The 25521-nt window shown below is 72.2% G+C and carries 20 protein-coding genes, 1 tRNA gene and 1 pseudogene; 8 read left to right on the forward strand and 14 right to left on the reverse strand.

The features are described 5' to 3' along the window. The 5 genes and pseudogenes from L6E12_RS05755 to L6E12_RS05775 form a co-directional block, all read right to left on the reverse strand. Window positions 1-896: pseudogene (locus L6E12_RS05755) on the reverse strand (hypothetical protein); the annotation flags it as partial. A 3-nt stretch (window positions 897-899) separates the two neighbouring features. Next, complete coding sequence (locus tag L6E12_RS05760) at window positions 900-1325, reverse strand: hypothetical protein (protein WP_236226838.1); 426 nt, start codon at window positions 1323-1325, stop codon at window positions 900-902. 186 nt (window positions 1326-1511) lie between these two features. After that, on the reverse strand, window positions 1512-4040 hold the full coding sequence (gene otsB, locus L6E12_RS05765) for a trehalose-phosphatase (protein ID WP_236226839.1): 2529 nt from the start codon (window positions 4038-4040) through the stop codon (window positions 1512-1514). 44 nt (window positions 4041-4084) lie between these two features. Beyond that, window positions 4085-5530, reverse strand: coding sequence for a trehalose-6-phosphate synthase (locus L6E12_RS05770; RefSeq protein WP_236226840.1), 1446 nt, complete (start codon window positions 5528-5530; stop codon window positions 4085-4087). Between the two features lie 120 nt (window positions 5531-5650). Beyond that, window positions 5651-7012 carry a threonine/serine exporter ThrE family protein gene (locus tag L6E12_RS05775; RefSeq protein WP_236226888.1) on the reverse strand — a complete coding sequence of 454 codons (1362 nt, stop codon included), beginning with the start codon at window positions 7010-7012 and terminating at the stop codon, window positions 5651-5653. Window positions 7013-7225: 213 nt separating this feature from the next. Between L6E12_RS05775 and L6E12_RS05780 the strand changes: the two genes are divergently transcribed. Next, window positions 7226-7301: transfer RNA gene (locus L6E12_RS05780), tRNA-Thr, on the forward strand. A 176-nt stretch (window positions 7302-7477) separates the two neighbouring features. Here the strand turns inward: L6E12_RS05780 and L6E12_RS05785 are convergent. Then, window positions 7478-10387 carry a BTAD domain-containing putative transcriptional regulator gene (locus L6E12_RS05785; protein ID WP_236226841.1) on the reverse strand — a complete coding sequence of 970 codons (2910 nt, stop codon included), beginning with the start codon at window positions 10385-10387 and terminating at the stop codon, window positions 7478-7480. Between the two features lie 213 nt (window positions 10388-10600). Between L6E12_RS05785 and L6E12_RS05790 the strand changes: the two genes are divergently transcribed. Together L6E12_RS05790 and L6E12_RS05795 are read left to right on the forward strand one after the other, a co-directional pair. After that, on the forward strand, window positions 10601-10993 hold the full coding sequence (locus L6E12_RS05790; protein ID WP_236226842.1) for a hypothetical protein: 393 nt from the start codon (window positions 10601-10603) through the stop codon (window positions 10991-10993). Between the two features lie 248 nt (window positions 10994-11241). After that, window positions 11242-11997, forward strand: a complete 756-nt coding sequence (locus tag L6E12_RS05795; RefSeq protein WP_236226843.1) for a PP2C family serine/threonine-protein phosphatase — start codon at window positions 11242-11244, stop codon at window positions 11995-11997. A gap of 59 nt (window positions 11998-12056) precedes the next feature. On the opposite strand, the gene L6E12_RS05800 is transcribed toward L6E12_RS05795, so the two are convergent. After that, window positions 12057-12968, reverse strand: coding sequence for an NADP-dependent oxidoreductase (locus tag L6E12_RS05800; protein WP_236226844.1), 912 nt, complete (start codon window positions 12966-12968; stop codon window positions 12057-12059). Between the two features lie 160 nt (window positions 12969-13128). On the opposite strand from L6E12_RS05800, the gene L6E12_RS05805 reads away from it, so the two are divergent. From L6E12_RS05805 to L6E12_RS05815, 3 genes are all read left to right on the forward strand, one after another. Further along, window positions 13129-13482, forward strand: coding sequence for a YciI family protein (locus L6E12_RS05805; RefSeq protein WP_236226845.1), 354 nt, complete (start codon window positions 13129-13131; stop codon window positions 13480-13482). A 51-nt stretch (window positions 13483-13533) separates the two neighbouring features. Then, complete coding sequence (locus L6E12_RS05810; RefSeq protein WP_236226889.1) at window positions 13534-14724, forward strand: RNA polymerase sigma factor; 1191 nt, start codon at window positions 13534-13536, stop codon at window positions 14722-14724. 207 nt (window positions 14725-14931) lie between these two features. Then, the gene (locus L6E12_RS05815) at window positions 14932-16272 is read left to right on the forward strand and encodes a salicylate synthase (protein WP_236226846.1); all 1341 of its coding nucleotides are present in this window, start codon (window positions 14932-14934) and stop codon (window positions 16270-16272) included. A 51-nt stretch (window positions 16273-16323) separates the two neighbouring features. Here the strand turns inward: L6E12_RS05815 and L6E12_RS05820 are convergent, their stop codons facing one another. Genes L6E12_RS05820 through L6E12_RS05840 form a run of 5 tightly spaced genes read right to left on the reverse strand, consistent with a single transcriptional unit; the run spans window position 16324 to window position 21911 of the window. Then, window positions 16324-17874 (reverse strand): (2,3-dihydroxybenzoyl)adenylate synthase, encoded by a 1551-nt coding sequence (locus L6E12_RS05820; protein WP_236226847.1) that lies wholly within the window; start codon window positions 17872-17874, stop codon window positions 16324-16326. After that, complete coding sequence (locus tag L6E12_RS05825) at window positions 17861-18901, reverse strand: ABC transporter substrate-binding protein (protein WP_236226848.1); 1041 nt, start codon at window positions 18899-18901, stop codon at window positions 17861-17863. The genes L6E12_RS05820 and L6E12_RS05825 overlap by 14 nt, the downstream gene beginning before the upstream one ends. Window positions 18902-18946: 45 nt before the next feature. Further along, window positions 18947-19846: an ABC transporter ATP-binding protein gene (locus tag L6E12_RS05830; protein ID WP_236226849.1), complete on the reverse strand. Its 900-nt coding sequence runs from the start codon at window positions 19844-19846 to the stop codon at window positions 18947-18949. Then, a complete protein-coding gene (locus L6E12_RS05835; RefSeq protein WP_236226850.1) occupies window positions 19843-20874 on the reverse strand; it encodes an iron chelate uptake ABC transporter family permease subunit in 1032 nt (343 codons plus the stop codon). Before L6E12_RS05835 ends, L6E12_RS05830 begins: the two co-directional genes overlap by 4 nt. Before the next feature lie 17 nt (window positions 20875-20891). After that, on the reverse strand, window positions 20892-21911 hold the full coding sequence (locus L6E12_RS05840; RefSeq protein WP_236226851.1) for an iron ABC transporter permease: 1020 nt from the start codon (window positions 21909-21911) through the stop codon (window positions 20892-20894). Between the two features lie 64 nt (window positions 21912-21975). Between L6E12_RS05840 and L6E12_RS05845 the strand changes: the two genes are divergently transcribed. After that, window positions 21976-22923 carry a methionyl-tRNA formyltransferase gene (locus tag L6E12_RS05845; RefSeq protein WP_236226852.1) on the forward strand — a complete coding sequence of 316 codons (948 nt, stop codon included), beginning with the start codon at window positions 21976-21978 and terminating at the stop codon, window positions 22921-22923. A gap of 96 nt (window positions 22924-23019) precedes the next feature. Here the strand turns inward: L6E12_RS05845 and L6E12_RS05850 are convergent, their stop codons facing one another. Continuing rightward, window positions 23020-23232: a hypothetical protein gene (locus L6E12_RS05850; RefSeq protein ID WP_236226853.1), complete on the reverse strand. Its 213-nt coding sequence runs from the start codon at window positions 23230-23232 to the stop codon at window positions 23020-23022. A 138-nt stretch (window positions 23233-23370) separates the two neighbouring features. Between L6E12_RS05850 and L6E12_RS05855 the strand changes: the two genes are divergently transcribed. Continuing rightward, complete coding sequence (locus L6E12_RS05855) at window positions 23371-24225, forward strand: helix-turn-helix transcriptional regulator (protein ID WP_236226854.1); 855 nt, start codon at window positions 23371-23373, stop codon at window positions 24223-24225. Window positions 24226-24227: 2 nt separating this feature from the next. On the opposite strand, the gene entS is transcribed toward L6E12_RS05855, so the two are convergent. Continuing rightward, window positions 24228-25487, reverse strand: coding sequence for an enterobactin transporter EntS (gene entS, locus L6E12_RS05860; RefSeq protein WP_236226855.1), 1260 nt, complete (start codon window positions 25485-25487; stop codon window positions 24228-24230). Between the last annotated feature and the right edge of the window lie 34 nt (window positions 25488-25521).

The raw sequence follows: 25521 nt of genomic DNA on the forward strand, positions 1-25521 counted from the left end.
GGACCTGCCGCGTCGCCCGACCCGGCCGCGCCGCGGCCACCTGCCGGGCCGACGCCGGTGCCCGCCACGCCGGGGAGCGGGCCCGGGCCCACCTGGCTGACCGGCGCCGGTGGGCGAGGTGGCAGCGGTTGCTGGTCGAGCCCGGGGCCGGTGTGCACCGGGCTCGGTGCGGTCGTGGCCGGGGTCGTGGTGCCCGCGGAGACCGGGGCGGGCGCGGGATCGGCTGTCACCGCGGGCGCCGCGCCCGGCGGCGGGGCCACGTGGGTCGAGGTTCGCGTGGTCGGGTGCGCGGGCGGGGCGCCCGCGTGGCCGGTCGAGCCGGGGGCGGCCGGGTCGCTGACGACGATGCCGGTGTTCTGGACCGTCGGCTCGCGCAGTGACAGCGGGGTGCCGTCGCCGCTGAGTTGGCCGAGCGCGGCCGGGATGGTGGCGCTGGTGTGCGCGGTGTTCGCCTCGTAGTTGCGCATGACCTGCACGTTGGTGTTGTTCGCCACCACGTGGTCGACGACCTTCTGGAAGTAGGGCTTCCCGTCCGCGGGCCAGATGTGGTCCAGTGGGTTGAGGGAGAACGCGGGGAGCGGGGGAACCTCGACCACCGCCCGCTTGGCCGCCTCGAACGCGCCCGCCTGCTGGGTGGCGACCCCGCGCAGCCCCTCCACGACGGGCACCCCGGCCTCGTGCCGCACCGACAGCGGCCCGGCCGCCCGGTGCGCTGCCCCGGCCGCCTCGCCGGTCCAGCAGCCCTCCATCTGAGCCACCAGGGCGATCAGGTGGTCGACGTTCACGTCGTACTGCCCGGCCACCTCCCGCAACCCGTCCGCCGAGCGGTGCAGCGAACCGGAGCCCGGTGCCTCGTGGAAGTTTCGGTAGATGTCGTCCCCGGTCATCCCCGCCACGGCTCAGCTCCCATCCCGCAGGCCGCTCGCGGCCGAGTCGTCGGTGTTCCGGTACCGGGGGGACATGGCGCGGAGGGCTTCCAGGTACCGGTTGGCGTACTCCCGCATCTCCATGTTGCCCACCAGCGCCGTGGTGATGGCTCCGTTCAGTCGGATCGCCACGTCACCGCTCACCGCGTCGGCCGCCATCGGGTGCTGGGCGTTCCGGGCGGCCTCGGCCAGCGCCGCGTCGTTGCGCTCGATGCCGGCCTGGAGCACTTCCCAGCCCTTGATCAGCGCCTCCAGCTCGGCCGGGTTGACGACGAACGCGCCGCCCTGGGCGTCGGAAGCGCCACCGGTCTCGCCGCGGGTGAACCGGTCGGCCTCGATGCGCACGTCCGCGCGGACCGCGTCCACGGCCTCCGGGGGGCTGGGCTGCTCGACGGACATGGCTGCTCCCGCTCGGTGCGGCGTACGGTCGGGAGAGTCTAACCACGCCCCGCGCTCGGGTGACCACTGTTCGTGCGAAGCCGGCCGGTTTGTGTCAGCCCTCGCCGCGAAGCGGGGTCGGACCGGAACGGGTCTCTTCCCCTGGAAGAGCTCCAAGGGAAGAGACCCGTTTCAGTGCGTGCCGGTTCAGGCCGAGAGCAGTTGCGCGCAGCGGATCAGGCCCAGGTGGGAGTACGCCTGCGGGTGGTTGCCCAGCGAGCGCTCCGCGACCGGGTCGTACTCCTCCGGCAGCAGGCCCGTGGGGCCCGCCGCGTCCACGATCTGGGCGAACAGGTCCTCGGCCTCGGTGCGGCGGCCGGTGAGCAGGTAGGCCTCGATCATCCACGCCGCGCACAGGTGGAAGCCGCCCTCGTCGCCGGGGAGGCCGTCGTCGCGGTGGTAGCGGTAGACGGTGGAGCCGGAGCGGAGTTCGGCCTCGGTGGCGGTGACCGTGGCGACGAAGCGCTCGTCGGTGGGGTCGATGAGGCCGACCATGCCGATGAGCAGGGTGGCCGCGTCCAGGTCGGTGCCGTCGTAGGCGGTGGTGAACGACTTGATCTCGTCGTTCCAGCCGTTGGTCAGGACGTCGTCGGCGATCTGGGCGCGCAGCGGCTCCCAGGTGGGGTCGACCTCGCGGCCGTGGGCCTGGGCCAGCTTGATGGCGCGGTCGATCGTCAGCCAGCACATGACCTTGGAGTACACGTGGTGGCGCGGGCGGTGCCGCTCCTCCCAGATGCCGTGGTCGGGCTCGTGCCAGCGGCGGGTGACGGCCTCGGCCATGGCGCAGACCATGGTCCAGTCGCCGTCGGTGAGTTCGCCGCGGGCCTCGGCCAGGTCGGCCACCAGGTCCACGACCGGGCCGAAGACGTCGAGCTGGACCTGCTGGTTGGCCAGGTTGCCGACCCGGACCGGGCGCGAACCCGCGTAGCCGGGCAGCGTGTCGATCACGGCCTCCGGGCCGAGCGTGGTGCCCGCGATCGTGTACAGCGGGTGCAGCCGCTCCGGCCCGGCCACGGTCTCCAGGACCCCGTGCACCCAGCCGAGGAACGCCTCCGCCTCCGCGGTCGACCCCAGCGACACCAGGGCCTTGGCGGTCATCGACGCGTCGCGCAGCCAGCAGTAGCGGTAGTCCCAGTTGCGGACGCCGCCGATCTCCTCCGGCAGCGACGTGGTGGCCGCGGCCATGATCGCGCCGGTCTCGCTGTGGCACAGGCCGCGCAGCACCAGCGCGGAGCGGGCCACGAGTTCCTTCTCCACCGGGGGCAGCACCAGCGTGTCCAGCCACGTCGACCAGTACTCGCCCGCGACGGCCTTGCGCTCGGGCTCGGTCTGCGCCTTGGGCGACAGGTCGTCGGTGCCGCAGCGCAGCTCGAACACCACCGGGGCGTCGGCGGTGGGCTGCACGACCGCGCGCGCGGCGTCCCACATGCCGTCGGAGGTGATCTCCCAGGTGACGCCGGGGGAGCGCAGGGCGATCGGGTCGGAGGTGCCGAGCACCCGCAGGCCGTCCTCGGTGGCCTCCAGGCGCACCTGCACCTGCCCGAACTCCGGTCGCGGGGCGAACTCCACCACGGCCGCGGAGGTGCCGGACAGGACCCGGGTCAGGTCGGTGCGGTACTCCTCGGCGCCGTGGTCGAGGTAGTCGGTGACCAGCAGGCCCGACCAGCGGGTCTCCACGGTCATGGTGCCGGGCAGGTAGCGCTGGCCCAGCGGCAGCCCGCCGCGCTCCGGGGAGACGGAGAAGTGGCCAGCGGTCGGCCCGCCGAGCAGGTCGGCGAAGATCGCCGCCGAGTCCGGCTCCGGGTGGCACAGCCAGGTCAGCCGGGCGTCCGGGGTCACCAGGGCGACCGAGCGCTCGTTGGCCAGCATCGACAGCCGCTCGATCGGCGGGGCCTGCTCGCCGTAGAGCCAGTTGCGCCGCTCCTCCAGCAGGAACGCCAGCATCTTGGCCACCGCCACCGGGTCGGCGATGCGGTAGCCCGCGAGGCTCTCGCCCTCGCCGACCTTGACGCCCAGGTCGGGGCCCGAGAGCCGGGCGAAGGCCTTCTCGTCGGTCACGTCGTCGCCGACGAAGATCGCCGCGGTGGCGCCGACCTGGTGGCGCAGCACGTCGAGGGCGTGGCCCTTGTCGGTCTGCACGACGGCCAGCTCGACCACCGCCTTGCCCTCGGTGACCTGCACACCGGCCCAGGTGCACGGCCCGGAGCGGACCAGCCCGAGCACCCGCTCGGCGGTCTCCGGGTCGGTGCGGCGCACGTGCACGGCGATGCTGGCGGGCTTGACCTCGAGCTGCACGCCGACCGCGCCGTCGACCAGCTTGTCCAGCTCGGCCTCCACGCGCTGGTGCAGCTCGCGGGCGGCGGCGTCGAGCGCGTGCACGAAGCCCACGTCGAACTCGGAGCCGTGGCTGCCGACCAGGTGCACCTCCGACGGCAGCCGCGACAGCGTCGCCAGGTCGCGCAGCGCGCGCCCGGAGATCACCGCGGTGGTGGTCTCGTGCAACCCGGCCAGCGAGCGCAGCGCACCGACCGACTCGGTGTGCGGGCGCGCTTTCTCCGGGTCCTCGACGATGGGCGCGAGAGTGCCGTCGTAGTCGCAGGCGACCAGCAGGCGCGGGGTGCGGGCCAGCTGCACGATCGCACGCCGGAGTTCGGCGGGGAGGGCCTCGGCGGTCAACGCCTTCTCCTTGGGGACATCGGTGTCAGGGGAACGACAGGGCGCTAGTGGCCGTGCTCTGGATCCAGTGCGTCGAGGAATGAGCGCGCCCACCGGTCGACGTCGTGGGTCAGCACTTGTCGCCGCAGCGCGCGCATCCTACGGCGGCCTTCTGCTGGATCGATCGTGAGGGCCGCGAGCATGGCGTTCTTGACACCGTCGAGGTCGTGCGGGTTCACCAGGAAACTGCTCGTCAGCTCCGCCGCGGCCCCGGCGAACTCCGACAGCACCAGCGCCCCGCCCAGGTCGTGGCGGCAGGCCACGTACTCCTTGCAGACGAGGTTCATGCCGTCGCGCACCGGGGTCACCAGCATGACGTCGGCGGCGGCGAAGAACGCGGCCAGCTCCGCCCGCCCCACCGACTGGTGCAGGTAGTGCACGACCGGGCGCCCGACCCGGCCGAACTCGCCGTTGATCCGGCTGACGATCTGCTCGATCTCCCCGCGCATCCGCTGGTAGTGCTCGACCCGCTCGCGGCTGGGGGTGGCGAGCTGGACCATGGCGACCTCGTCCGGGTCGACCTTGCCCTCCTGCAGCAGCTCGTGCAGGGCGTAGAGGCGGCGGTCGATGCCCTTGGTGTAGTCGAGCCGGTCCACCCCGAGGATGATCTTCTTCGGGTTCCCCAGGTCGGCCCGCACCTGCTGGGTGCGGGCGACGGTCTCCTTCTTGCGGGCCAGCGCGTCCAGCCCGGCCGAGTCGATGGAGATGGGGAACGCGCCCACCCGCACCGCCCGGTTGCCCAGCTGGATGACACCCGGCCGGGTGCGCACGCCGACCGCGCCGCGGGTCGGCTCCAGGCCGAGCAGCCGCCGGGCGAGCCAGAGGAAGTTCTGCGCGCCGCCGGGCCGGTGGAAGCCGACCAGGTCGGCGCCGAGCAGCCCGCGCACGATCTCCGCGCGCCAGGGGAGCTGCATGAACAGCTCGGTCGGCGGGAACGGGATGTGCAGGAAGAACCCGATCCGCAGGTCGGGCCGCAGGTCGCGGAGCATCGAGGGCACCAGTTGCAACTGGTAGTCCTGGATCCACACGGTCGCACCCGGGGCGGCCACCTTCGCGCACGCCTCGGCGAAGCGGTGGTTCACCTTGACGTAGGTGTCCCACCAGCCCCGGTCGAACACGGGGGTGGCGACGACGTCGTGGTAGAGCGGCCACAGGGTGCCGTTGGAGAAGCCCTCGTAGTAGTCGCGCACCTCGGTGGAGGTCAGCGACACCGGGTGCAGCCGCAGCCCGTCCTCGGTCAGCTCGTCGAGCTCCACGTCCGGCACGCCGGGCCAGCCCACCCAGGCGCCGCTGTGGCTGCGCAGGAACGGGGCCAGCGCGCTGACCAGGCCGCCGGGGCTGGACTTCCAGCGCTGGGTGCCGTCGGGCAACCGTTCCAGGTCGACCGGCAACCGGTTCGCCGCGACGATGAAGTCCGCGCCGTCGGACCCGGGAGCGTTTTCGCTGCTCACGCTGGAAGTGCCTCCTGTCGAACCGGGGAGCTCGCCTGGCCTGTTGAGGCTAGCCAACGCGGGCCGACCCCGCGTCCTGCGAGCGGGGCGCGAATTGGGTGCAATCTGTCACTCGACCGGTCACTCCAACCGGCGCCGGGTCGGCCGCAGCGGCCCGGACATGCGCGGCCCGGCCAACCGCCGCTCCAACCGCCCCAACCCCGACCGCACCGGCTGCGCCAGGTACTCGCCCAGGACAACCCCCGCCGCCAGCGCCAACGCGATCGCGGCAGCCAACATCAACGTCGGCAGCCCGCTGACGGTCCGCTCCACCGCGAGCTGGTAGAGCGCCCGGTAGGTGGTGATGCCCGGCAGCAACGGCACCATCCCCGACACGGCCACCACCAACGGCGGCATCCCCAACCGCCGCGAAACCACCCCACCCCCGAACCCGATGACCACGGCGGCCCCCGCGGAAGCGGCGATCGGCCCCGCCCCGGTCAGGGAGAGCGCCCCGAACCCCGCCGCCCCGATCCCCCCGGCCGCGGCCGAGACCAGGAGCGCCTTCGGCGTCGCGTAGCTGGCCAACCCGAAGCACCCCGAGGCCGCGGCCCCGGCCAGGGCCAGCACCGGCAGCCGCAGCGCACTGGGCGGCAGCGGATCGGCCAGGGGCGTGTACTGCATCCCGAGCGCGGTGGCGACGTTGAAGGCGAGCACGACACCCGCGATCAGCCCCGCGGTCATCAGCGAGACCTCCATGGTCCGCCCCGCCGCGGTCACGTTGTACCCGCTGATGGCGTCCTGCACGGTGGAGACCACGGACAGCCCGGACAGCAGAACGGTGATGGCAGCCGCCACCAACAGCGTCGGCCGAGCCGCGGGCACCCACCCGCTGACGAACAGCGCGAGCGCCCCACCGGTTGCCAACGCACCCCCGACAGCCTGCTGGAAGAAGAAGGGAAGCGCCCTCCTGTTCAGAACCCGCCCCACCCGATCCACCACCGCGGTGATCCCACCGGCGAACAACGCACTGAGCAGATCCCCACCGATCAGCACGGTGACCGCCACAGCCATCCCCGCCCACGCGGCAGTGGCCACCCACCGCGGATAGGGGTGCTCAGCGGCGGTGACCCGCTCCAACTCGACATGGGCGTCCTCCGCCGACACCTGCTGCCGGGTGATCCGCCGAACCAGGTTCTCCACCGCGGCCAACCGCGTGTAGTCCAGGGACCGCGACCGCACCACCCGCAACGAGGTGATCGGCGGCTCCTCCGTCCCCCGCCAGCACGCCACGGTGATCGACGTGAAGATCACGTCCACCTCGCAGTGCGGCAACCCGTAGGCAGCGGCCACGGCGATGATCGTCGCCGTCACGTCGGAGGCCCCGGCCCCCGACGTCATCTGCACCTCCCCGATCCGCAACGCCAGGTCCAGCACGAAGTGCACCTGCCGCTCCCCGAGCTGGGCAGGCCCCTCCACCGCCTCACCCGCCACCGGCGCCACCCCACCGCCCGCCGGTTCAGCGGCCCGGTTGCGCTGCCACCACAGCCCCGCCCGCCGACCACCGCGCCCGAAGCGCCCCACAACCGCCTCCCCACACCAGCGTCACTCTCCCGGGTGACCCCGGCCGTCCAGGCGACAGTCTCCGATCCCGGCCCACCCCGCAACCGCGCGGGCTCCGGCCTTAGGATGGCGTCGGCGCCCGAGGGCGCCGACGCCGGTATAGCTCAATTGGCAGAGCACTCGCCTTGTAAGCGAAAGGTTCCGGGTTCGAGTCCCGGTACCGGCTCCACCGCATGTCAGAGCCGGTATCGCTCAGGCCGACGGGTGCCGTTGACAGGCCGGAAGCAGGCGGTGTCATCAGCGGTGACGATCCGCTGCCGGCTACCGAGCGAAGATCGTTCGATCCCCTCGTGGTACGGCCCCCCAGCCAGATCCGGCTCCGGCGACGCGCCTACCTCCACGCGCCTACCTCCATATCGGGTCGCGGTTCGCTCTCCTGCGGCTCTGACTGCCGGTCACCGCGTCGAGCGCGGCCTGCACGGCGTCGGCGCGCTCGGGCAGATCGATGGCCCGCCACAGCTCGACCGCCGAGCCCAGGTGGCGCTGGGCCGCGGCAGCGTCACCGAGCTCGCTTTCGAGTTCGCCGAGCTGCTGCCAGCACGCGGCCTCGTTGCTGCGGTCACCGTTGAGGCGGAAGACGAGTGCCGCGCGCTGGAGGGCCGACTCCGCGCGGGAACGGTCACCGAGCTCCGCGTAGATCGTGCCGAGCCGTTGGTCGGTGTAGGCACCGCACCGCTCGTCGCTGATCTCATTGAAGATCGTCAACGCTTCGGTGAGGTCGCGCAGCGCGGCCGGGGTGTCGCCGATGCCCAGGTGGTACCGGCTGAGCGTGCGGAGGATCACCGCCTGCCGGTGGCGGTCGCCGAGGTGCCGGGCGATCCGCAGGCCGTCCTCGATCCACAGACCTGCGTCGTCGGAGCCCCGGTCGAAGCCGATGATGCCGATGGCGGTCCGGATCTGTGCTTCCGCCTGCCGGTGCCCGGCGGCGACCAAGTGGGCCAGCGCTTCCTTGTCGATGGCCAGCGCCGCATCGAGTTCGCCGCGGACGCGGTGCACGGTGCCCAGGCTCGCCAACGCGAGTCCTTCGCCGCGTCGATCGCCGGTGGCCCGGTACAGCTCCACGCACCGGCGCAGGTCCTGGCGGGCTTCGTCCACCTCGTCGAGGTAGATGTGCACCTGGCCCAGTCCTTGCAGCAAAGCCGCTTCGCCGTGGGTGTCACCTGCCGCTGTGGCCGCTGCCAACGCGAGCCGGTGGCTGTGGTTCCAGTCCTGGTAGAGGCTGCGGTGGTCGTAGTACGGCACCGCGGCGACCGCCAACTCCCACGCGAGCTCGGCGAAACCCCACTCGGTCGCGAGTTCGATCGCGCGCAGCAGCGTCCCGCGCTCGGCGTCGAACCAGGCGAGGGGATCGACGACCCGGTGATCCGGGCTCCAGCGCGGTGAACGGCCCGGCGTCGGCCGGAAGAGGCTGGGGTAGAGCAACTCCCGGGCCTGCTCTGCGAGGGCGAGCCAGGCCGAGATGACTCGCTCCACCGCCGCCCGGCGTTCCGCGACCGGGTAGTTGCCCGATGCGCCTTCTGTCGCGTAGGCGCGCAGCAGGTCGTGCAATCGATACCGCGGCTGGCCCGCGGAGTCGGTGGTCACCAGGCGTACGAGGTAGGCATCGACCAGGGCGTCCAGCACGTCGTGCCCCACCTGTCCACCGAGCAGCGGGCCGATCACCCAGGCGGGCAGTGTTTCCGCGCCCAGCAACCCCAGCAGCCGGAACGCCCGGACAGTTTCCTCGGGGAGCTGGCGGAGGCTGAGGTCGAAATTGGCTCGCACGTCGAGGTCGCCGACCCGCAACTCGCGCAGGCGCCGGGATTCGTCCGCCAAGCGGTCGCGCAGCACCCGCAGGGTCCACCCGCGCCTGCCCGCGAGCTTCGCGCCTGCGATCCGGATGGCCAGCGGGAGGTACCCGCACAGCTCGACGATCGCATCGGCCGCCCCCGGTTCCCGCTCGACGCGCTCCGCGCCTGCGATGCGGGCCAGCAGGTCACGGGCGTCCCGCGGGGACAACACGTCCAGCTCGACGTGCTCGGCACCGGCCAGGTCCGCCAGCCGGTGCCGGCTCGTGATCACCACCGCGCAACCGCCGGATGGCGGCAGCAGCGGCCGGACCTGCTGAGCGCAGGCCGCGTCGTCGAGCAACACCAGCAGGCGGCGGTCGGCCAGCCGCGACCGGTAGAGGGCGGCTCGTTCGTGCAGACCGGCGGGCATGACCGCGTCCGTGACGCCGAGGGCGCGCAGCAACTCGGCCAGCATCTGCGCCGGGTCCCGGGGCACCTCGGACGTGCCTGCGAGGTCGAGGTGGAGCTGGCCGTCCGGGTAGTCGTCCCGTACCTGGTGGAGCGCGCGCACCGCGAGCGTCGACTTCCCGGTCCCCGGCGCGCCGACGATCACCACCACCTGGCGCTCGACCAGCAGCTCCAGCAGCTCGCCCAGCGGCTCGACGTGCCCGGTGAAGTCCGGGATGTCCGCGGGCAACTGGGCGATCGGCCGCTGCTGCCCGGCCGTGGCGACCCAGTCCAGTGCGGGGTCCGCGCGCAAGATCTGCGCGTGCACACGCCGCAGCCCGGGCCCGGGGTCGGCGCCGAGCTCGTCGGCCAGCAGTCGCTGGACGTCGTGGAACACCGCGAGCGCATCGCCTTGGCGCCCACTGCGGTAGAGCGCGATCATGAGCAGCTCTCGCGCGCGTTCGCGGTACGGGTGCTCCTCGGCGAGCCGGGTCAGCTCGGGGACGGCCAGCGCGTGCTCGCCGCGCAGCAGGTCGAGCTCGGAGAGGTCCTCGAGCGCACCACACCGGTACTCGGCGAGCCGGGCGCGTTCGGTGGTGGCCGCGGGCGTGTCGATGCCGCTGAAGGCAGGCCCGCGCCACAACTTCACGGCCTCGGCGAGGTGTTGCCGGGCCGCGGTGAGATCACCGCCGCTCTTCGTTTCGCGCGCCCGGACGAGGCGGGAGGCGAACTGGTCGCTGTCCAGTTGGTCGGGGGCCACCCGCAACAGGTAGCCGGTGCCGATCGTCTGCAGTGAACCGCGATCGAGTTGCAGCGATCTGCGCACGTCACCGACGTACTTCTGGACGAGGTTCACCGCGCTCCTCGGCGGGTTCCCGTCCCAGGCGCCCTCGATGATCCGCTGGCGGTCCACTCGCTGATTGGCGTGCAGCAACAGCACCCCGAGCACGCGCAGGCACTTGTCGGAGCCGATCTCGACCGTGTCCACCCCACGCCAGACCACGACCGGGCCGAGCACGCCAAACCGAAGATCAGGCATGCGAACACCCCCCTCCCCGGCTCGATCGTACCTCTGACCAGTTACTTTCCGTAGGACTGCAGTGCGATTGCAGTGAACACTGCGAGCCTTTCGCCGTCAGCCGACACGTGGTGGCGAAAGGGGAGATCCATGATGGGAATCGGCGCGAAGGTACGCCGCTCAGGTGGCTGGAGGACAGGCGAGCCAGTCCGCCGGGCGAAGGCGTACGCCACCGTGACCGCGGTCGTGGCGGCGACCGTTCTGGCCGGGGCACCGGTCGCGACCGCGACACCCGCCACGACCACCGCGGACCCGTCCAGCTCGATCGATCCGATCCTCCGCTACGGCGCGACCTACGCCCTCGGCAAGCTGCGCTGGCACCAGCGGTCGGTCGACATCGACTACTCGTTCAAGGCGAGCAACTGCCGTCGGCTCTACGCCTGGGCTTACGACGTCAACGGCACCGAATGGCCGCCGAGGAGCACCAGTCTGCACTGCAACGACGTGTCCACCGCCACCATGAACGTGCCCGTCGACATCGCAGGCGGCCCGCGCTACGTCATCCTCTGCTTCAAGGACGAGAACGACACCTACGAACTCGCCTGCGAGGGCTACGCGCGTCCCTGACCGATCCCTGATGTGACCGGTGGCGGGTTCGCGCGGGCTGCGGTTCCCGCGCGCCCCGCCCACCGCTCCCGGCGCTTGATCCCGCAGATCACCGCGTGTGTCGAGGGCACCCCCAGTCCACGGGGGACGCACTCTTTCGATCACAGTGCGGTGCACCGCCCGCGGATTGGGGTACCCCAGGTAGTGGCGGTGTGCAACATTCTTGCGGGTGCGGGCGGTGTCGTCCGCGGGAGCGGGTGGAGGTCGGTGTGAGCGTTCCGGTCATTCGGGTGGGGGCCGCGACTGATGTGGGGTTGGTGCGCGCCGCCAACGAGGACAGCTTCTTGGCGGAGGGGCGGGTGTTCGCCGTCGCCGATGGGATGGGTGGGCACGCGGCGGGGGACGTGGCCAGCAGGATGGCGGTGGACGGGCTGCGCGAGTTGGACGTGGAGCGGGTGGTGCGGGGGGAGGACGTGCGGGCGCGGCTCGTGCGGGTGAACGCGGACATCGTGGCCGCCGCGGAGCGGCACCCGGAGCAGGCGGGGATGGGGACGACCGTCACCGGGGTGTGCCTCGCCGACGTGGACGGGGAGGCGCGGTGGGTGGTGTTCAACATCGGGGACTCGCGGGTCTACCGGTACGCCGACGGTGAGCTGGAGCAGTTGACCAGGGACCACTCCGAGGTCGCCGAGATGGTGGCTGCCGGGCGGTTGAGCCCGGAGGAGGCCGCGGTGCACTCGCGGCGCAACGTCGTCACCCGGGCGCTGGGGTCGGACGCGCCCCCGGAGCCCGACCTCTGGCCGCGCGTGCCCGTGCCCGGGGAGCGGTTCCTGATCTGTTCCGACGGGCTGACCGGGGAGGTCGCCGACCAGGACATCGCCGCCGTCCTCGGTGAGGTCGTCGACCCGCAGGAGGCCGCCGACACATTGGTGGACGCCGCTCTGGCCGCGGGTGGGCGGGACAACGTGACCGTGGTGCTGGTGGACCACGTGCGGTCGGAGTCCGATGAGGCGGCGGACGACTAGGAAGTGGCCCGCCCACCGGAACGGCGATGCCGCGGCTGCCGTTCCGGCGGGGGTGGGGGTCAGCGCAGGGAGATGACGACCTTGCCCTTGGCGTGGCCCACCTCGACCGCGGCCACCGCCTTCTCCGCCTCCTCGAACGGCACGACGTCCTCGACCTGGGGGTCCAGCTTCCCCTCGGCGACGTGGCCCGCGACGATCTCCAGCACCCGCGCGGTCCGGTCGCGCTCGACCATCGTGCCGCCGAACTCGGCCGCGGTGGCCGGGTCGCCCGCGGTGACGATCGGGCCGCCGTCGAGCAGGGGGGCAACCGCCCGCAGGCCGTCGCCGCCCGCCAGGTCGAAGATGGCGTCGACCTCCGGCAGCAGGTCGTGCACGCGCTCGACGACGCCGGGGCCGTACTCGACGAAGATCGCGCCCAGTGACTCGATCAGCTCCCGCTTGTCCGGGCCTGCCACGCCGACGACCGTGATCCCCTGGTCCCGGGCGAGCTGCGCGGTCGCGACCCCGACGCCGCCGCTGGCGCCGTTGACGAGCAGGGTCTGGCCCTCCCGCAGGTCCAGTTGGGCCAGTGCGTCGTACGCCGTGGCGGCGGCGACCGGGAGGGTGGCGGCGTCGGTGAAGGAGACGTGCGGGGGTTTGTGCGCGGTGGCGGTCGCCGTGGTCAGCGCGAACTCGGCGTAGGCGCCGGAGTTCGGGGCGGTGCTGCCGAAGACCTCGTCGCCCACCGCGAAGCCCTCGACGTCCTTGCCGACCGCGCGGACCACGCCCGAGACCTCGGTGCCGAGGACGGCGGGCAGTTCCAGGGGGCGCAGGTCCTTCATGTACCCGGCGCGGATCTTCCAGTCGATCGGGTTCACCCCGGCCGCGGCGACCTCGACCAGCAGCTCACCGGCCATCGGTTCCACCATGTCCAGGTCGAGGTACTCCTGGACCTCGGGGCCCCCGTACTCGCGGAATCCGTATGCCCTCATGACACTCCTCTGGGGTAGGCGACGCCCTGTGGCCTACCCGCCCGGGCCGCGCCTACACACCGCCCACCCGGGCGCGGAAACTTTTTCCGGCCGGGTGTCGATTCCGGGGGTGGCTCGTTCGACGCGTCAGTGTTCGAGCCGGACGATCGAGGAGAGCGACATGCCGCGTTTCATGATGATGCACAAGATGACCCCCGACATGGAGGCCGGTGTCCCGCCGACCCCCGAGCTGATGGAGCGGATGGGGGCCTTCATCCAGGAGGCCGTCGACGCCGGGGTGCTGCTGGCAGGCGAGGGCCTGCGGGAGACCAAGGAGGCCACCCGGATCGTGGTGAAGGACGGGGACGCCACGGTCACCGACGGGCCGTTCGCCGAGACCAAGGAGCTGATCGCCGGGTTCGCCATCGTGCAGGTGCCGGACCGGGCCGAGGCCGTGCAGTGGGCGCTGCGGTTCGCCGACGTGCTCGGGCACGACATCGAGATGGACGTGCGGCTGGTGGTCGAGGCCCCGTAGTCGGGCCGTAGCCTGGGCCGCGTGGCGAACGCGGTCGAGGCGGTGTGGCGGATGGAGTCCGCACGGCTCATCGCCGGGCTCGTGCGGCTCGTCCGCGACGTCGGGATGGCCGAGGAGTTGGCGCAGGACGCCCTGGTCGCGGCGCTGGAGCAGTGGCCGGAGACCGGGACCCCGCGCAACCCCGGCGCCTGGCTGATGGCCGTGGCCAAGCGCCGCGCCGTCGACCAGTTCCGCCGCCGGGAGACCCTCGACCGCAAGTACCTGGAGATCGCCCGCGACCTGGAGACCGAGGTCCCTGAGCCGACCGCGGGGGAGATCCGGGACGACCTGCTGCGGTTGATCTTCACCGCCTGCCACCCGGTGCTGTCCGCCGAGGCCAGGGTGGCGCTGACGCTGAAGCTGCTCGGCGGGCTCAAGACCGAGGAGATCGCCCGCGCCTTCCTCGTCGGCGAGTCCACTGTGGCGCAGCGGGTGGTGCGGGCGAAGAAGGCGCTGGCCAAGGCCGACGTCCGGTACGAGGTGCCGTCCGGCCCGGAGCTGGCCGGGCGGCTGGCCTCGGTCCTGGAGGTCATCTACCTGATCTTCAACGAGGGCTACTCGGCCACCGCGGGCGACGACCTCATGCGCCCGGAGCTGTGCGCGGACGCCCAGCGCCTCGGCCGCGTCCTCGCCCGGTTGATGCCGCGCGAACCGGAGGTGCACGGCCTGGTCGCGCTGATGGAGATCCAGGCTTCGCGGGCGGGCGCCCGGGTCGACGCGAACGGCGAGCCGGTGCTGCTGCTGGAGCAGGACCGCACCCGGTGGAACCGGCTGCTCATCGGTCGCGGCCTCGACGCCCTGGAGAAAGCGGAGCGGCTGGGGCCGCGCGGCCCGTACACCGCGCAGGCCGCGATCGCCGCCTGCCACGCCCGCGCCGCCCGCCCGGAGGACACCGACTGGGCGCGCATCGCCGACCTGTACGCCGACCTGGCCTCGGTGAACCCGTCGCCGGTCGTCGAGCTGAACCGGGCGGTGGCGCTGTCGATGGCGCACGGCCCGCAGGCCGGTCTGGACCTGGTGGACGCGCTGGTCGACGAGCCCGCGCTCAGCCGTTACCACCTGCTGCCGACCGTGCGCGGCGACCTGCTGGTGAAGCTGGGTCGCCCCGCCGAGGCCCGCGCCGAGTTCGAGCGCGCCGCCGGGCTGACTCGCAACACCCGCGAGCGCGCCCTGCTCCTGGACCGCGCCGCCGCCTGCGGCTGACGCCCGGGTTTTCCCCAGCCTGGGGATGGACCTGTGCACAACGATGACCCGGTGGGCGGCTTGACAGTACGTGTCAACGGGGGCAACGGGTTCACTGTCGCGCCGATCTTCAATTCATCTCACACTGCTCCCTTCTCCGGGCGTTCACCTGGGGTAGATTAGGCAAGCCTGACCTAAGAACGGTCGATGACGCCTTGGGAGAGCCGCGTGCACCGATACCACGAACTGAGGATTCCCGGCCGGTTCGAGCCCTTGGCGCTGGCCGGGCGCCTGGCCTCGTCCGGGGTGTTCGAGTCGCACGTCGTCTACGAGCGCGCGGGGGAGTTCTGGTTCGCCGGTGACCGCCTGGTCGAGGTCGTCCTCAACCGCGACTCGGTCCGCACCACGGTCGACGGCCGCACCACCGCCCAGCCGTGGACCGGGAACTCGCTGGCCCAGGTCAAGCAGGCCCTGGCGGACGCGGGGGTGTCCCGCTGGCGGGCCTTCGGCTGGGCGGGCTTCGAACTCGCCTACGCCGTCGCGGGCAGACCGGACCTGGTCGCCGACCAGCCCCTGCTGCACCTGGCGATCCCGCGCACCGAGATCCGCCTGGGCGCCGACGAGGTCGTGGTCCGCACCGTCGACGTGCCCCGCCTCGCCGAGATCGGCGACCTGCTCCGCGCCCCCGCCGACCCGGTCGAGGTCGAGGCCACCCCGGTCGGGATCACCGCCGACGACGGCCGGATCGCCTACCAGCACGCCGTGGCCGCCGCGGTCGCCGACATCCGCGCGGGCCAGCTCAACAAGGTCATCCTCTCCCGCGCGGTCGACGTCCCCTTCGAGGTGGACCTGGTGTCGACGTACGTGCTGGGCCGCACCCGCAACACCCCCGCCCGCTCGTTCCTGCTCGACCTCGGCGGCTGGCGGGCCGCCGGGTTCAGCCCGGAGACGGTCACCGAGGTCGCCGCCGACGGTGAGGTCAGCACCCAGCCGCTGGCGGGCACCCGCGCCCTGGGCGGCGACGAGACGACGAACCTCGACCGCAGGCTGGACCTGCTCTCGGACCCCAAGGAGGTCTACGAGCACGCGGCGTCGGTCAAGCTGGCCTGCGAGGAACTCGACGACCTGTGCGAGCCGGGTTCGGTGACGGTCAAGGAGTTCATGGCCGTCAAGGAGCGCGGCAGCGTGCAGCACCTGGGTTCCCGGGTCAACGGCAGGCTCGCCGCGGGCCAGGACGCCTTCTCCGCGCTGGCCGCCCTGTTCCCGGCGGTCACCGCCTCGGGCATCCCCAAGCTCCCCGCCTACGACCGCATCGCCCGGCTGGAGGACCGCCCCCGCGACCTCTACGCCGGTGCCGTCCTGATGACCGACTGCGACGGTGCCCTGGACGCGGCGCTGGTGCTGCGCGCCATCTACCAGAAGGACGGCCGCACCTGGCTGCGCGCGGGCGCGGGCATCGTCGCCGACTCCACCCCCGAGCGCGAGTACGAGGAGACCTGCGAGAAGTTGGGCAGCGTCGCCCCGCACGTGGTCCCCGCGGTCCGCGAACTGGTCGAGATTTCCGCCTGACGGCACCGAAAAGCCCCGACCCGGAGAACCGGGTCGGGGCTTTTCGGCACCTCACAGCCGGGCGGCCAGCTCCTTCTTGCTGACCTTGCCCACCGCCGTGTACGGGAACTCCGGCAGCACCTCCAGCCGGTCGGGCAGCTTGTAGTCCGCCACCCCGCGCTCGCGCAGGAACGCCGCGACCCCGGCCAGCGTCGGCGCTTCGCCGCGGGCCAGCACGAACGCGCAGGTGCGCTCGCCGAGCATTTCGTCCGGCACCCCGACCAGGGCCGCGTCGTGGACCAGCGGGTGGGCCAGCAGGTGGTTCTCCACCTCCTCGGCGGACACCTTCTCCCCACCGCGGTTGATCACGTCCTTGACCCGGCCGTCGACGACCAGGTGACCGCTGGGCAGCTCCCGCACCAGGTCGCCGGTCAGGTAGAAGCCGTCCGCGGTGAACGCGCGGGCGTTGTGCTCCTCGGCCCGGTAGTAGCCGCGCAGGGTGTACGGGCCGCGGGTCAGGAGCTGCCCCAGCTCACCGGGGGCGACCGCGTCACCGTCCTCGTCGACGACGCGGATCTCGTCGTCGACCGACAGCGGCCTGCCCTGGGAGGTGACCACCAGCTCCAGCGGGTCGTCGAGGCGGGTGAAGCAGAGCAGCCCCTCCGCCATGCCGAACACCTGCTGCAACGCGCACCCCAGCGCCGGGGTGACCCGCCGGGCCGCCTCCTCCTTGAGCTTGGCCCCGCCGACCTGCACCAGTGCCAGGCTCGACAGGTCGCGCCCGGCGAACTTCGCGGCCTCCATCCACAGCAGCGCCAGCGAGGGCACCAGCGCCGTCACCGTCACACGCTCCCGCTCGATCAGCGGGAACGCGTCCGGCGGCGACGGCGACGGCGCCAGCACGACCGTCCCGCCGACCGACAGCACCCCGAGCACCCCGGGGCAGGCCAGCGCGAAGTTGTGCGCCACCGGCAGCGCCGCCAGGTACACCGTCGAAGAGTCCAGCCCGGCGACCTCGGCGCTGGCCCGCAGGTTGTAGGCGTAGTCGTCGTGCGTGCGCGGGATCAGCTTCGGCAGCCCGGTCGTCCCGCCCGAGAGCAGGAACAGCGCCACCGAGGACGGCTCCGGCAGCGGCAGCTCGACCGGCTCCGAGTCCACAGAGGACAGGGCGGTGTAGTTCCCGGGGTCGCCGGAAACCAGCACCCGGGGCACCGCGGGCATGGACGCGGCCAGTTCCCGGTAGTCGAACCCCGCGTGCCGGTCCGGGATCACGTAGGCGACCGCCGAACTGTGCGCCAGCAGGTACTCGACCTCGCTGCGCCGGTGCGCGGGCAGCGCGTACACCGGCCGCGCGCCCAACCGGAACAGCGCGAACGACAGCACCACGAAGTCCACGCCGTTCGGCAGGTGCACGACCACGTTGTCCCCGGCCGAGATCCCCAGCGCGGCCAACCCGGCGGCGAGCCGCGACGCGCGCGCGTCCAGCTCGCCGTAGGTCACCCGCTCGGAGCCCGACACCAGGGCGACGTCGGAGGGCGCACCGCCGAGCAGCGTGCCCAGGCGGGCGCCCGTCCAGTGGCCGCGGTCCCGGTAGCGGGCCGCGAACGCGTCAGGAAACGACATCCGCGCGGGCCTTCTCGATGACCCCGGCCAGCTCGCGGACCACCGGCGCCAGCTTCTGGTACGACATCGGCGTCTCCGCGTGCCACAGGCCGAGCTGCTTGGCCTGCACCGCCGGGAGCTGCGCCCAGGTCGGGATCTTCGCCAGCTCGTCCTGCGACAGGGTGAACTGGCGGGCGTCGGTGAGGATCAGGTCGGCCGGGTAGGTGGAGGCGCGCTCCCAGCTCAGCTCGTCCCAGGTGGGCTGCGCGCCCGCGGTGGGGGCGACGATGTCCACACCCTGCTCGGTGAAGTACTTGAGGTCGCTGAAGAAGCTCGGCTTGCCCACCAGCAGCGCGTCCTGGGTGCCCTGCACGACCTCCACCTTGAGGCCCGGCTTCGCCGCGGCGGCGGCCTTGAGCGCGGCCCCCGCGTCCTCGAAGTCCTTCTTCGCCTTGGCCAGCTCGGCGGAGTTCAGGTCGGCCCCGAGGGACTCGGCGAGCTTGGCGAACTTGGCGATGCCCTCGGCCGCGGACACCCCGCCGAGCTGGATGGCGACCATCGGCGCCTTCTCCTCGATGGCGGCCTGCGACTCCTCCGGGATGTACCAGAGCGACTCGCCGTACATGATCGTCACCAGCAGCTCGGGGCGCTGCTCGGTGTACTTCTCCAGGTTGAACTCGCCGAACTCGGTGCCGACGCTGACCACGTTCGGGTCCACGTCCCCGGCCTGCGGGTCGGCCTTGCCGTCCTTGAGCTTCTGCGGGCCGAAGACCGCGGTCGGCTTGATGCCGAAGTCCACCAGGGTCGCGGCGGCGTTGACCTGCATGACGATCCTGGTCGGCCGCTGCGGCAGCGACACCGTCTTGCCCCGGTCGTCGGTGAAGGTCCACGGGCCCGAGGCGGCGGCGGTGCTGCTGCTGCCCGCCGAGGCGCCCGGACCGGAGTCGCCGCAGGCAGCGAGCAGGCCGAGGGCGAGCGCGCCCGCGGTCAGGCCGAGGAACCGGCGGCGGGTCGGCACGCGGGAGCGGCCGGAGGTGAAGGTCGTCATTGTTCTGCTCTCTCGGGGTTTTTCGGGGAGTGGTGGCTCTCGGGATCAGTGCGGGAGGTCTGCGGGGGTGGTGCGGTCCGCCGGGACGGCGCAGCGGTGCCTGCCGAAGGGGACGATGAGCGGGGTGCCCGACAGCGGGTCGGGGATGACCTCGCAGCGCAGGCCGAACACGTCCTCGACCAGCTCGGCGGTGACGACTCGGAGCGGGTCGCCCTCGGCCACCACCCGGCCGGACTTCATCGCCACCACGTGGTCGGCGTACCGGCAGGCCTGGTTGAGGTCGTGCAGGACCATGACCACGGTCCGGTCGCCCGCGTGGTTGAGGTCGGCGATCAGGTCGAGCACGTCGATCTGGTGCGCCAGGTCGAGGTAGGTGGTCGGTTCGTCGAGCAGCAGGTACGGGGTGTCCTGGGCCAGGGCCATGGCGATCCAGGCGCGCTGCCGCTGCCCGCCGGACAGCTCGTCCACCGGCCGCTCCGCCAGGTCGGCGAGGTCGGTGGCGGCCAGGGCCAGGTTCACCGCGTCGCCGTCCTCCGGGGACCACTGCCGCCACCAGGTCTGGTGCGGGCTGCGGCCCCTGGTGACCAGCTCGCGCACGGTCATGCCCTCCGGCGCGGTCGGCGACTGCGGGAGGATGCCCAGCTTGCGGGCCAGGTCGCGGGTGCGCATCCGGTGGATGGACTCCCCGTCGAGGTGCACCGCGCCGCCGTCGGGGGTCAGCAGCCGCGACATCCCGCGCAGCAGCGTCGACTTGCCGCACGCGTTCGCGCCGACGACCACGGTCACCTTGCCCGGCGGGATCACCAGGTCGACCCCGTCGATCACGGTCCGCTTCTCGTAGGCCAGCCGCAGCCCCTCGGCGCGCAGACCGGCCTTGACCGGCGCCCCGTTGTCCAGCGCTCCGTTGTCCAGCGCTGTGTCGCCCAGTCCGGTGTTGTCCGTCATGCCCCACTCCCCAGTCGCTTCGCCCGGCTCAGCAGCCAGAGCAGGTACGGCGCCCCGATCGCCCCGGTGACCACACCCACCGGCAGCCCGAACGGCCGCCCCAGCAGGTCGCCCGCCAGCACCACCAGCGCCCCGGTCAGCGCCGACACCACCAGCGGCGGCGTCGGCCTGCGCGTCAGCCGCAGCCCGATCTGCGGCGACACCAGCGACACGAACGCCACCGGCCCGGCCGCCGCCGTGGCGAACGCGACCAGCCCGACCCCGGCGAGCATCAGCGCCAGCCGCGCCTTCTGCACCGGCACCCCCAGCCCGCGCGCCGTGTCGTCGCCCAGCATCAGCCCCGACAGCCACCGCGACATCAGCAGCACGACCGGCACCAGCACCAGCACGGCCACCGCCAGCGGCCCGACGTGCTTCCACTCCCGCAGGTTCAGCGACCCGGTCAGCCACAGCACCGCGCGCTGCGCCTGGAACACGTCCGCCCGTTGCAGCAGGTACGAGGTGAGGCTGGTGAACAGCGCCGACACCCCGATGCCCACCAGCACGATCCGGTAGCCGGTCGTCCCGCGCCGCCAGGCCAGCAGGTAGATCGCCGTGGCACTGGCCAGCGCCCCGAGCAGCGCGGTGGTCGAGGTCCCCAGCGACGCCCCGAACCCGAACACGATCCCGGCGACGGCGGCGGTGTTGGCCCCCGCCGCCACCCCGATCACGTCCGGGCTCGCCAGCGCGTTGCGCGCCAGCGTCTGGAACACCGCCCCGGACAACCCGAACGCCAACCCCACCAGCAGCCCGACGAGCACCCGGGGCAGCCGCAGGTCGTAGACGATGTCCACCGCGGTCGGGTCGCCGTACCAGAACAGCGCCCGCATCGCGTCGAACACGGTCAGCGGGTAGTCGCCGAAGGTCAACCCGAGGCAGAAGCACAGGAAGACCAGCACCGCCAGCACCACCGCGACCCAGAACGGCCGGGCCCGCAGCACCCCGGAGGGTCCCCGGTCGCCGACCCGGAAGGTGGTCTGCCCGTCCACGCGCGCAAGGGTGATCATCACAGCTCCGGCAACTTGCGCCTGCGGACCAGGGCGATGAAGAACGGCGCCCCGAGGAACGCCACCACGATCCCGACGTGGATCTCGCGCTGCTCGGCGACAATCCGGCCGAGGATGTCCGCCCCCAGCAGCAGGACCGGCGCCAGCACGGCGGAGTAGGCGAGCACCCACCGCTGGTCCGGTCCGGTGATCGCCCGCGCGATGTGCGGCACCACCAACCCGATGAACGCGATCGGCCCGCACACCGCCGTCGCCCCACCGGCCAGCAGCGTGATCGCCACCGCCCCCCGGATGCGCACCCCGGTCACGTTCTGCCCGAGCGACTTCGCCACGTCGTCCCCCAGCGCCAGCATGTTCAACCCCGGCGCCGTCAGCAGCGCCAGCACCAACCCGAGCACCAGGAACGGCAGGACCTGCAGCAGCACGGAGGAGTCGGGCACGTTCAGCGACCCGACCGCCCAGAACCGGTACTGGTCCAGCGTGGAGGAGTCCAGCAGCAGCAACGAGCTGATGATCGACTGCAACAGCGCCGACACCGCCGCCCCGGCCAGCGCCAACCGCGCCGGGTGCGGCCCGCCCAGCAGGTACACCACGACCGTCGCGGCCAGCGCCCCGGCGAAGGCGAACCAGATGTAGCCGAACAGGGCGGTGACCCCGAACACGCTGGTCGTCAGCACCACGCCCAGCGCCGCCCCCGCGCCGACACCGAGCAGGCCGGGGTCGGCGAGCGGGTTGCGGGTGAGCCCCTGCATGAGCGCACCGGCGATCCCCAGCGACACCCCCACCGCCACCCCGAACAACGTCCGGGACAACCGCATCCCGTTGACGATCGCCGCGTCCTCACTGGTGGTCGGGTCGGCCCCCAGTAGCCGCAGCACCTCCGGCAGCGGGATGTACTTGCTGCCGACCATGATCGACAACACCGCGACCGCGACCAGTCCGGCGGCGGCCACGAGCAGCCAGCGGACCCGGTGGGCCGCGCGGCGGGGCGCCTGGACAGGCGGGCTTGGGGCGAGCACGGAGTGAGGATAGCCTAACGAAGGGCAGGCTTACTTCAATGTGGACAACGGTGGAGGAGGACCCATGCGGGTCGTCATGTTCGGCTTCCAAACTTGGGGACACCGCACCTTGCAAGCGCTCATCGAATCCGAGCACGAAGTGGTCACGGTTGTCACCCACCCACAGGGCGGCGGGGTCTACGAGCAGGTGTGGAGCGACTCCGTGGAAGAGCTGGCGAAGGACAACGGCATCCCCGTCATCCTCCGCGAACGCCCTGACGACCAGGAACTCCTCGACGAGCTGCGCGCACTCGACGCGGACGTGTTCGTCGCCGCCAACTGGCGCACCTGGATCTCCCCGGAGGTCTTCGAGCTGCCCAGGCTCGGCACCCTCAACATCCACGACTCCCTGCTCCCGGCGTACGCGGGCTTCTCGGCGATGATCTGGGCCCTGATCAACGACGAGAAGGAAGTCGGCGTCACCGCCCACCTGATGGACGCCACCCTGGACGCAGGCGACATCGTCCTGCAACGTGCCTTCCCCGTCGGCCCCCGCGACACCGCCGGTGACCTGGTCGCCAAGTCGATGGACATCTTCGGCCCCATCACCGTCGACGGCCTCGCCCTGATCGCCTCCGGCCGCAGGGACTTCCAGAAGCAGGACCGCACCAAGGCCAGCTTCTTCCACAAGCGCGCCGACGAAGACCTCCGCATCGACTGGACCTGGAGCGCGGAGGAGCTGGACCGGTTGGTGCGCGCCCAGTCGACCCCGTACCCCAGCGCCTTCTGCTACCACCGGGGCAAGCGCCTGGAAATCGTGACGGCCGAGGTCTCCCGCGAGGTCTACGGCGGAACCCCCGGCCGCATCTTCTACCGCGAGGGCGACGGGGTGGCGATTGTCGCGGGCGCGGAGGCACGGCGCGGCAAGAGCAAGGGCCTGCTGGTGAAGACGGTGCGCACGGCCGATGGTGAAGTGCAGAGCGCGGAGAAGTACTTCACGCACATGGGCGGATACCTCACGTCCCGCCCGTAGCAGCCTGCCCATCTCAATCCCCCCCGGAATCACTGTGAATCGGCCCGCCGGAATGCGGCGGGGAACTGGGCCCGGCACGCTCCCCGCGTGCCGGGCTCAGTCGTCGTCTTCGGGTTGTCGCCGCTCGGCCTCCTGGTAAGCGGCGGTGGCGGTGGCCACCAGCCTGCGGAGACCGGTGGTGGACATGGACAGTTCGATGGTGGCGCGGCTGCCGAAGCAGAGCTCCACCATGTCCGGGCGGACGACGTAGGTGATCGGGCAGTCGTCCGCCACCGTGGCCCAAGAACCGCCCTGTACTTCCATTTGCATGCGCTTCCTCCTCTGCTGTATCCAGATTCCCTGACGTTTCACTGCGGGACAACGTTGTGACGCGGTCGCAACAGGTGAAACGGATCGGAATGTCGGTCACGCAAAGGTGTTGCGGGCCGACAACAAGAGGAGGAAGCGATGGCCAAGGCGCCGAAGGCGGTGGTGCTGGGGCGAATCCTGCGCCGGGAGCGGGAAGAGCGGGGAATCGGGCTCCGGGAATTCGCGGGCCGGGTCGACCGCGACCCGGCCGCGCTCTCCCGGTGGGAAACGGGCGAGCGCATCCCCAAACCGGAGGACGTGGCGCGGATACTCACCGTGCTCGGCATCGGCGGGCAGCGCTACACCGAGGTGATGACACTGGTCCACGGTGCCGGGGAATCGCACTGGCTCGCGTTGTCGTCGACGGAACACCGGCAGCAGGTGGCAGCCTTCGGCGAATACGAGCGCAGCGCCAAGGTGATCCATACGGTTTCCCCGCTGCTGATCCCCGGCATCCTCCAGGTGACCGACTACATCTCCGCGATCATGTCCGAGGGCGGGCTCCCGCCTGAGCAGGCGGCGGCCAACGTCGCCCGCCGGGTGGCGCGGCGGGCGGTGCTCGGCGGGCCGGAACCGGCGCGGCTGGTCGCGCTGATCGGCCAGGCCGCACTGCACCAGGAGGTGGGCGGCCGGGCCACCATGGTCGCCCAGTTGCGCCACCTCGTCGACGTGGCCCGCCTGCCGAACGTGGAACTGCGGGTCGTGCCGTTCGGGCGGGGGTGGCACCCCGCCCTCGAAGGACCCTTCTGCCTGATGGAGTCGGATTCGCTGCCGCCGGGGGTGTTCCTGGAACTGCGCCGGACCGCCGTCTGGCTGCACAGCGCCGAGGACGTGGCCGTCTACCGCGCGGCCGTCGACGGCGTCACGCGTGCGGCGTTGAGCGAGCAGGGCTCGCTCCGGCTCATCGCCGACCTGCTCCGCCGAGCGGAAGCGGATCTGCCGGTGCCCGCCTGAGATCAGGCGTCGGCAGGTTCGGTGACCACGCTGGCCCGCCGCAGTTCCGGGTAGAGCGCCGCGACCAGCAGCACCACGAACACGCACGCCCCGCCACCGATCGCAATGGCCAGCCCTGGACCCAGCAACCCGGCCGCGAAGCCCGTCAGCACCCCGCCCAGCGACGGGCCGGTGATCGCCTGGGCCAGCCACACGCTGCCCACCCGGCCCTGCAACCGGTCCGGGGTGTTGCCCTGGAGCAACGCCCGCCGCAGGATTTCCGAGAACACGTCCGCCAGGCCGCCCACGCCCAGCAGGAACAGCACCAGCGACAGTTCCGTGCTCACCCCGACCCCCGTCGCCGCGACGCCCCAGAGGGCGGCGACGCCGATGAGGATCAGGCCGGAGCGGCGGGCGGTTGCCGTCCAGCCGGAGACGATCGAGCCGATGAAGGCGCCCGCCGCCGGGGCGGTGTAGAGCAGGCCGACCAGTTCGGGGCCGCCGCCCAGGCGCTCTGCGGCCAGTTGCGGGTACAGGGCCGACGGCATGGCGAACAGCATCGCGCCGAGGTCGACCAGCAGCACCGACGAGATCAGGCGGTTGCCCTTGATGAACCGGAACGCCTCGCGCAGCGAACCCTCCGAGCCGTCGGGGCCGTCCGGGTCCTCCGACTTCTCCGGGACCGGCAGCGGGCGGACCAGCAGCAACAGCCCTGTCGTGCCGAAGGCCATGACCGCCGCCGCGCCGTAGCAGGTCGCCAGGCCGGGGCCGCCGATCAGGAGACCCGACAGGGCGGGGCCCGCGATGCCGCCCAGTTGGGTCGTGACCGCGAGCAGCGCGCCCGCCGAGGTGAGCTGGTTCTCGCCGACCATGGACGGGACGACCGCCGTCAGCGCCGACTCGCCGATGCCGTCGATCAGGCCGTGGACGGCGGCGAAGACGAAGACCACCCACAGTTGCGGGGTGGGCACCAGGGCGTTCACGGCCAGGCCGACAAAACCGAGGGATGCTCCGAAACTGGCCAGCACCACCAGTTTCCTGCGGTCCACCCGGTCGGCCAGGACGCCGCCGACCAGGAAGCCGATCAGCAGGGTGGTGCCGAGCGTGAGGCTGACCAGGGCCACCGGGGCGCTGGAACCGGTGATGTCGAACACCTGGACGGCGACCGCGACCGAGGTCAGGCCGATGCCGAGCAGCCAGAGGGTTCTGCTGGTCAGCACCAACCGGAAGTCGCGGTTCCCGCGGACCGGGGTGGGGTCGAGTACGAGCTGTCCCAGACGCACGGGTCCTCCGACTCGCTACGGGTGAGCCCTGCCC

Source organism: Actinokineospora sp. PR83, from assembly GCF_021056305.1.
GTDB classification, from domain to species: domain Bacteria; phylum Actinomycetota; class Actinomycetes; order Mycobacteriales; family Pseudonocardiaceae; genus Actinokineospora; species Actinokineospora spheciospongiae.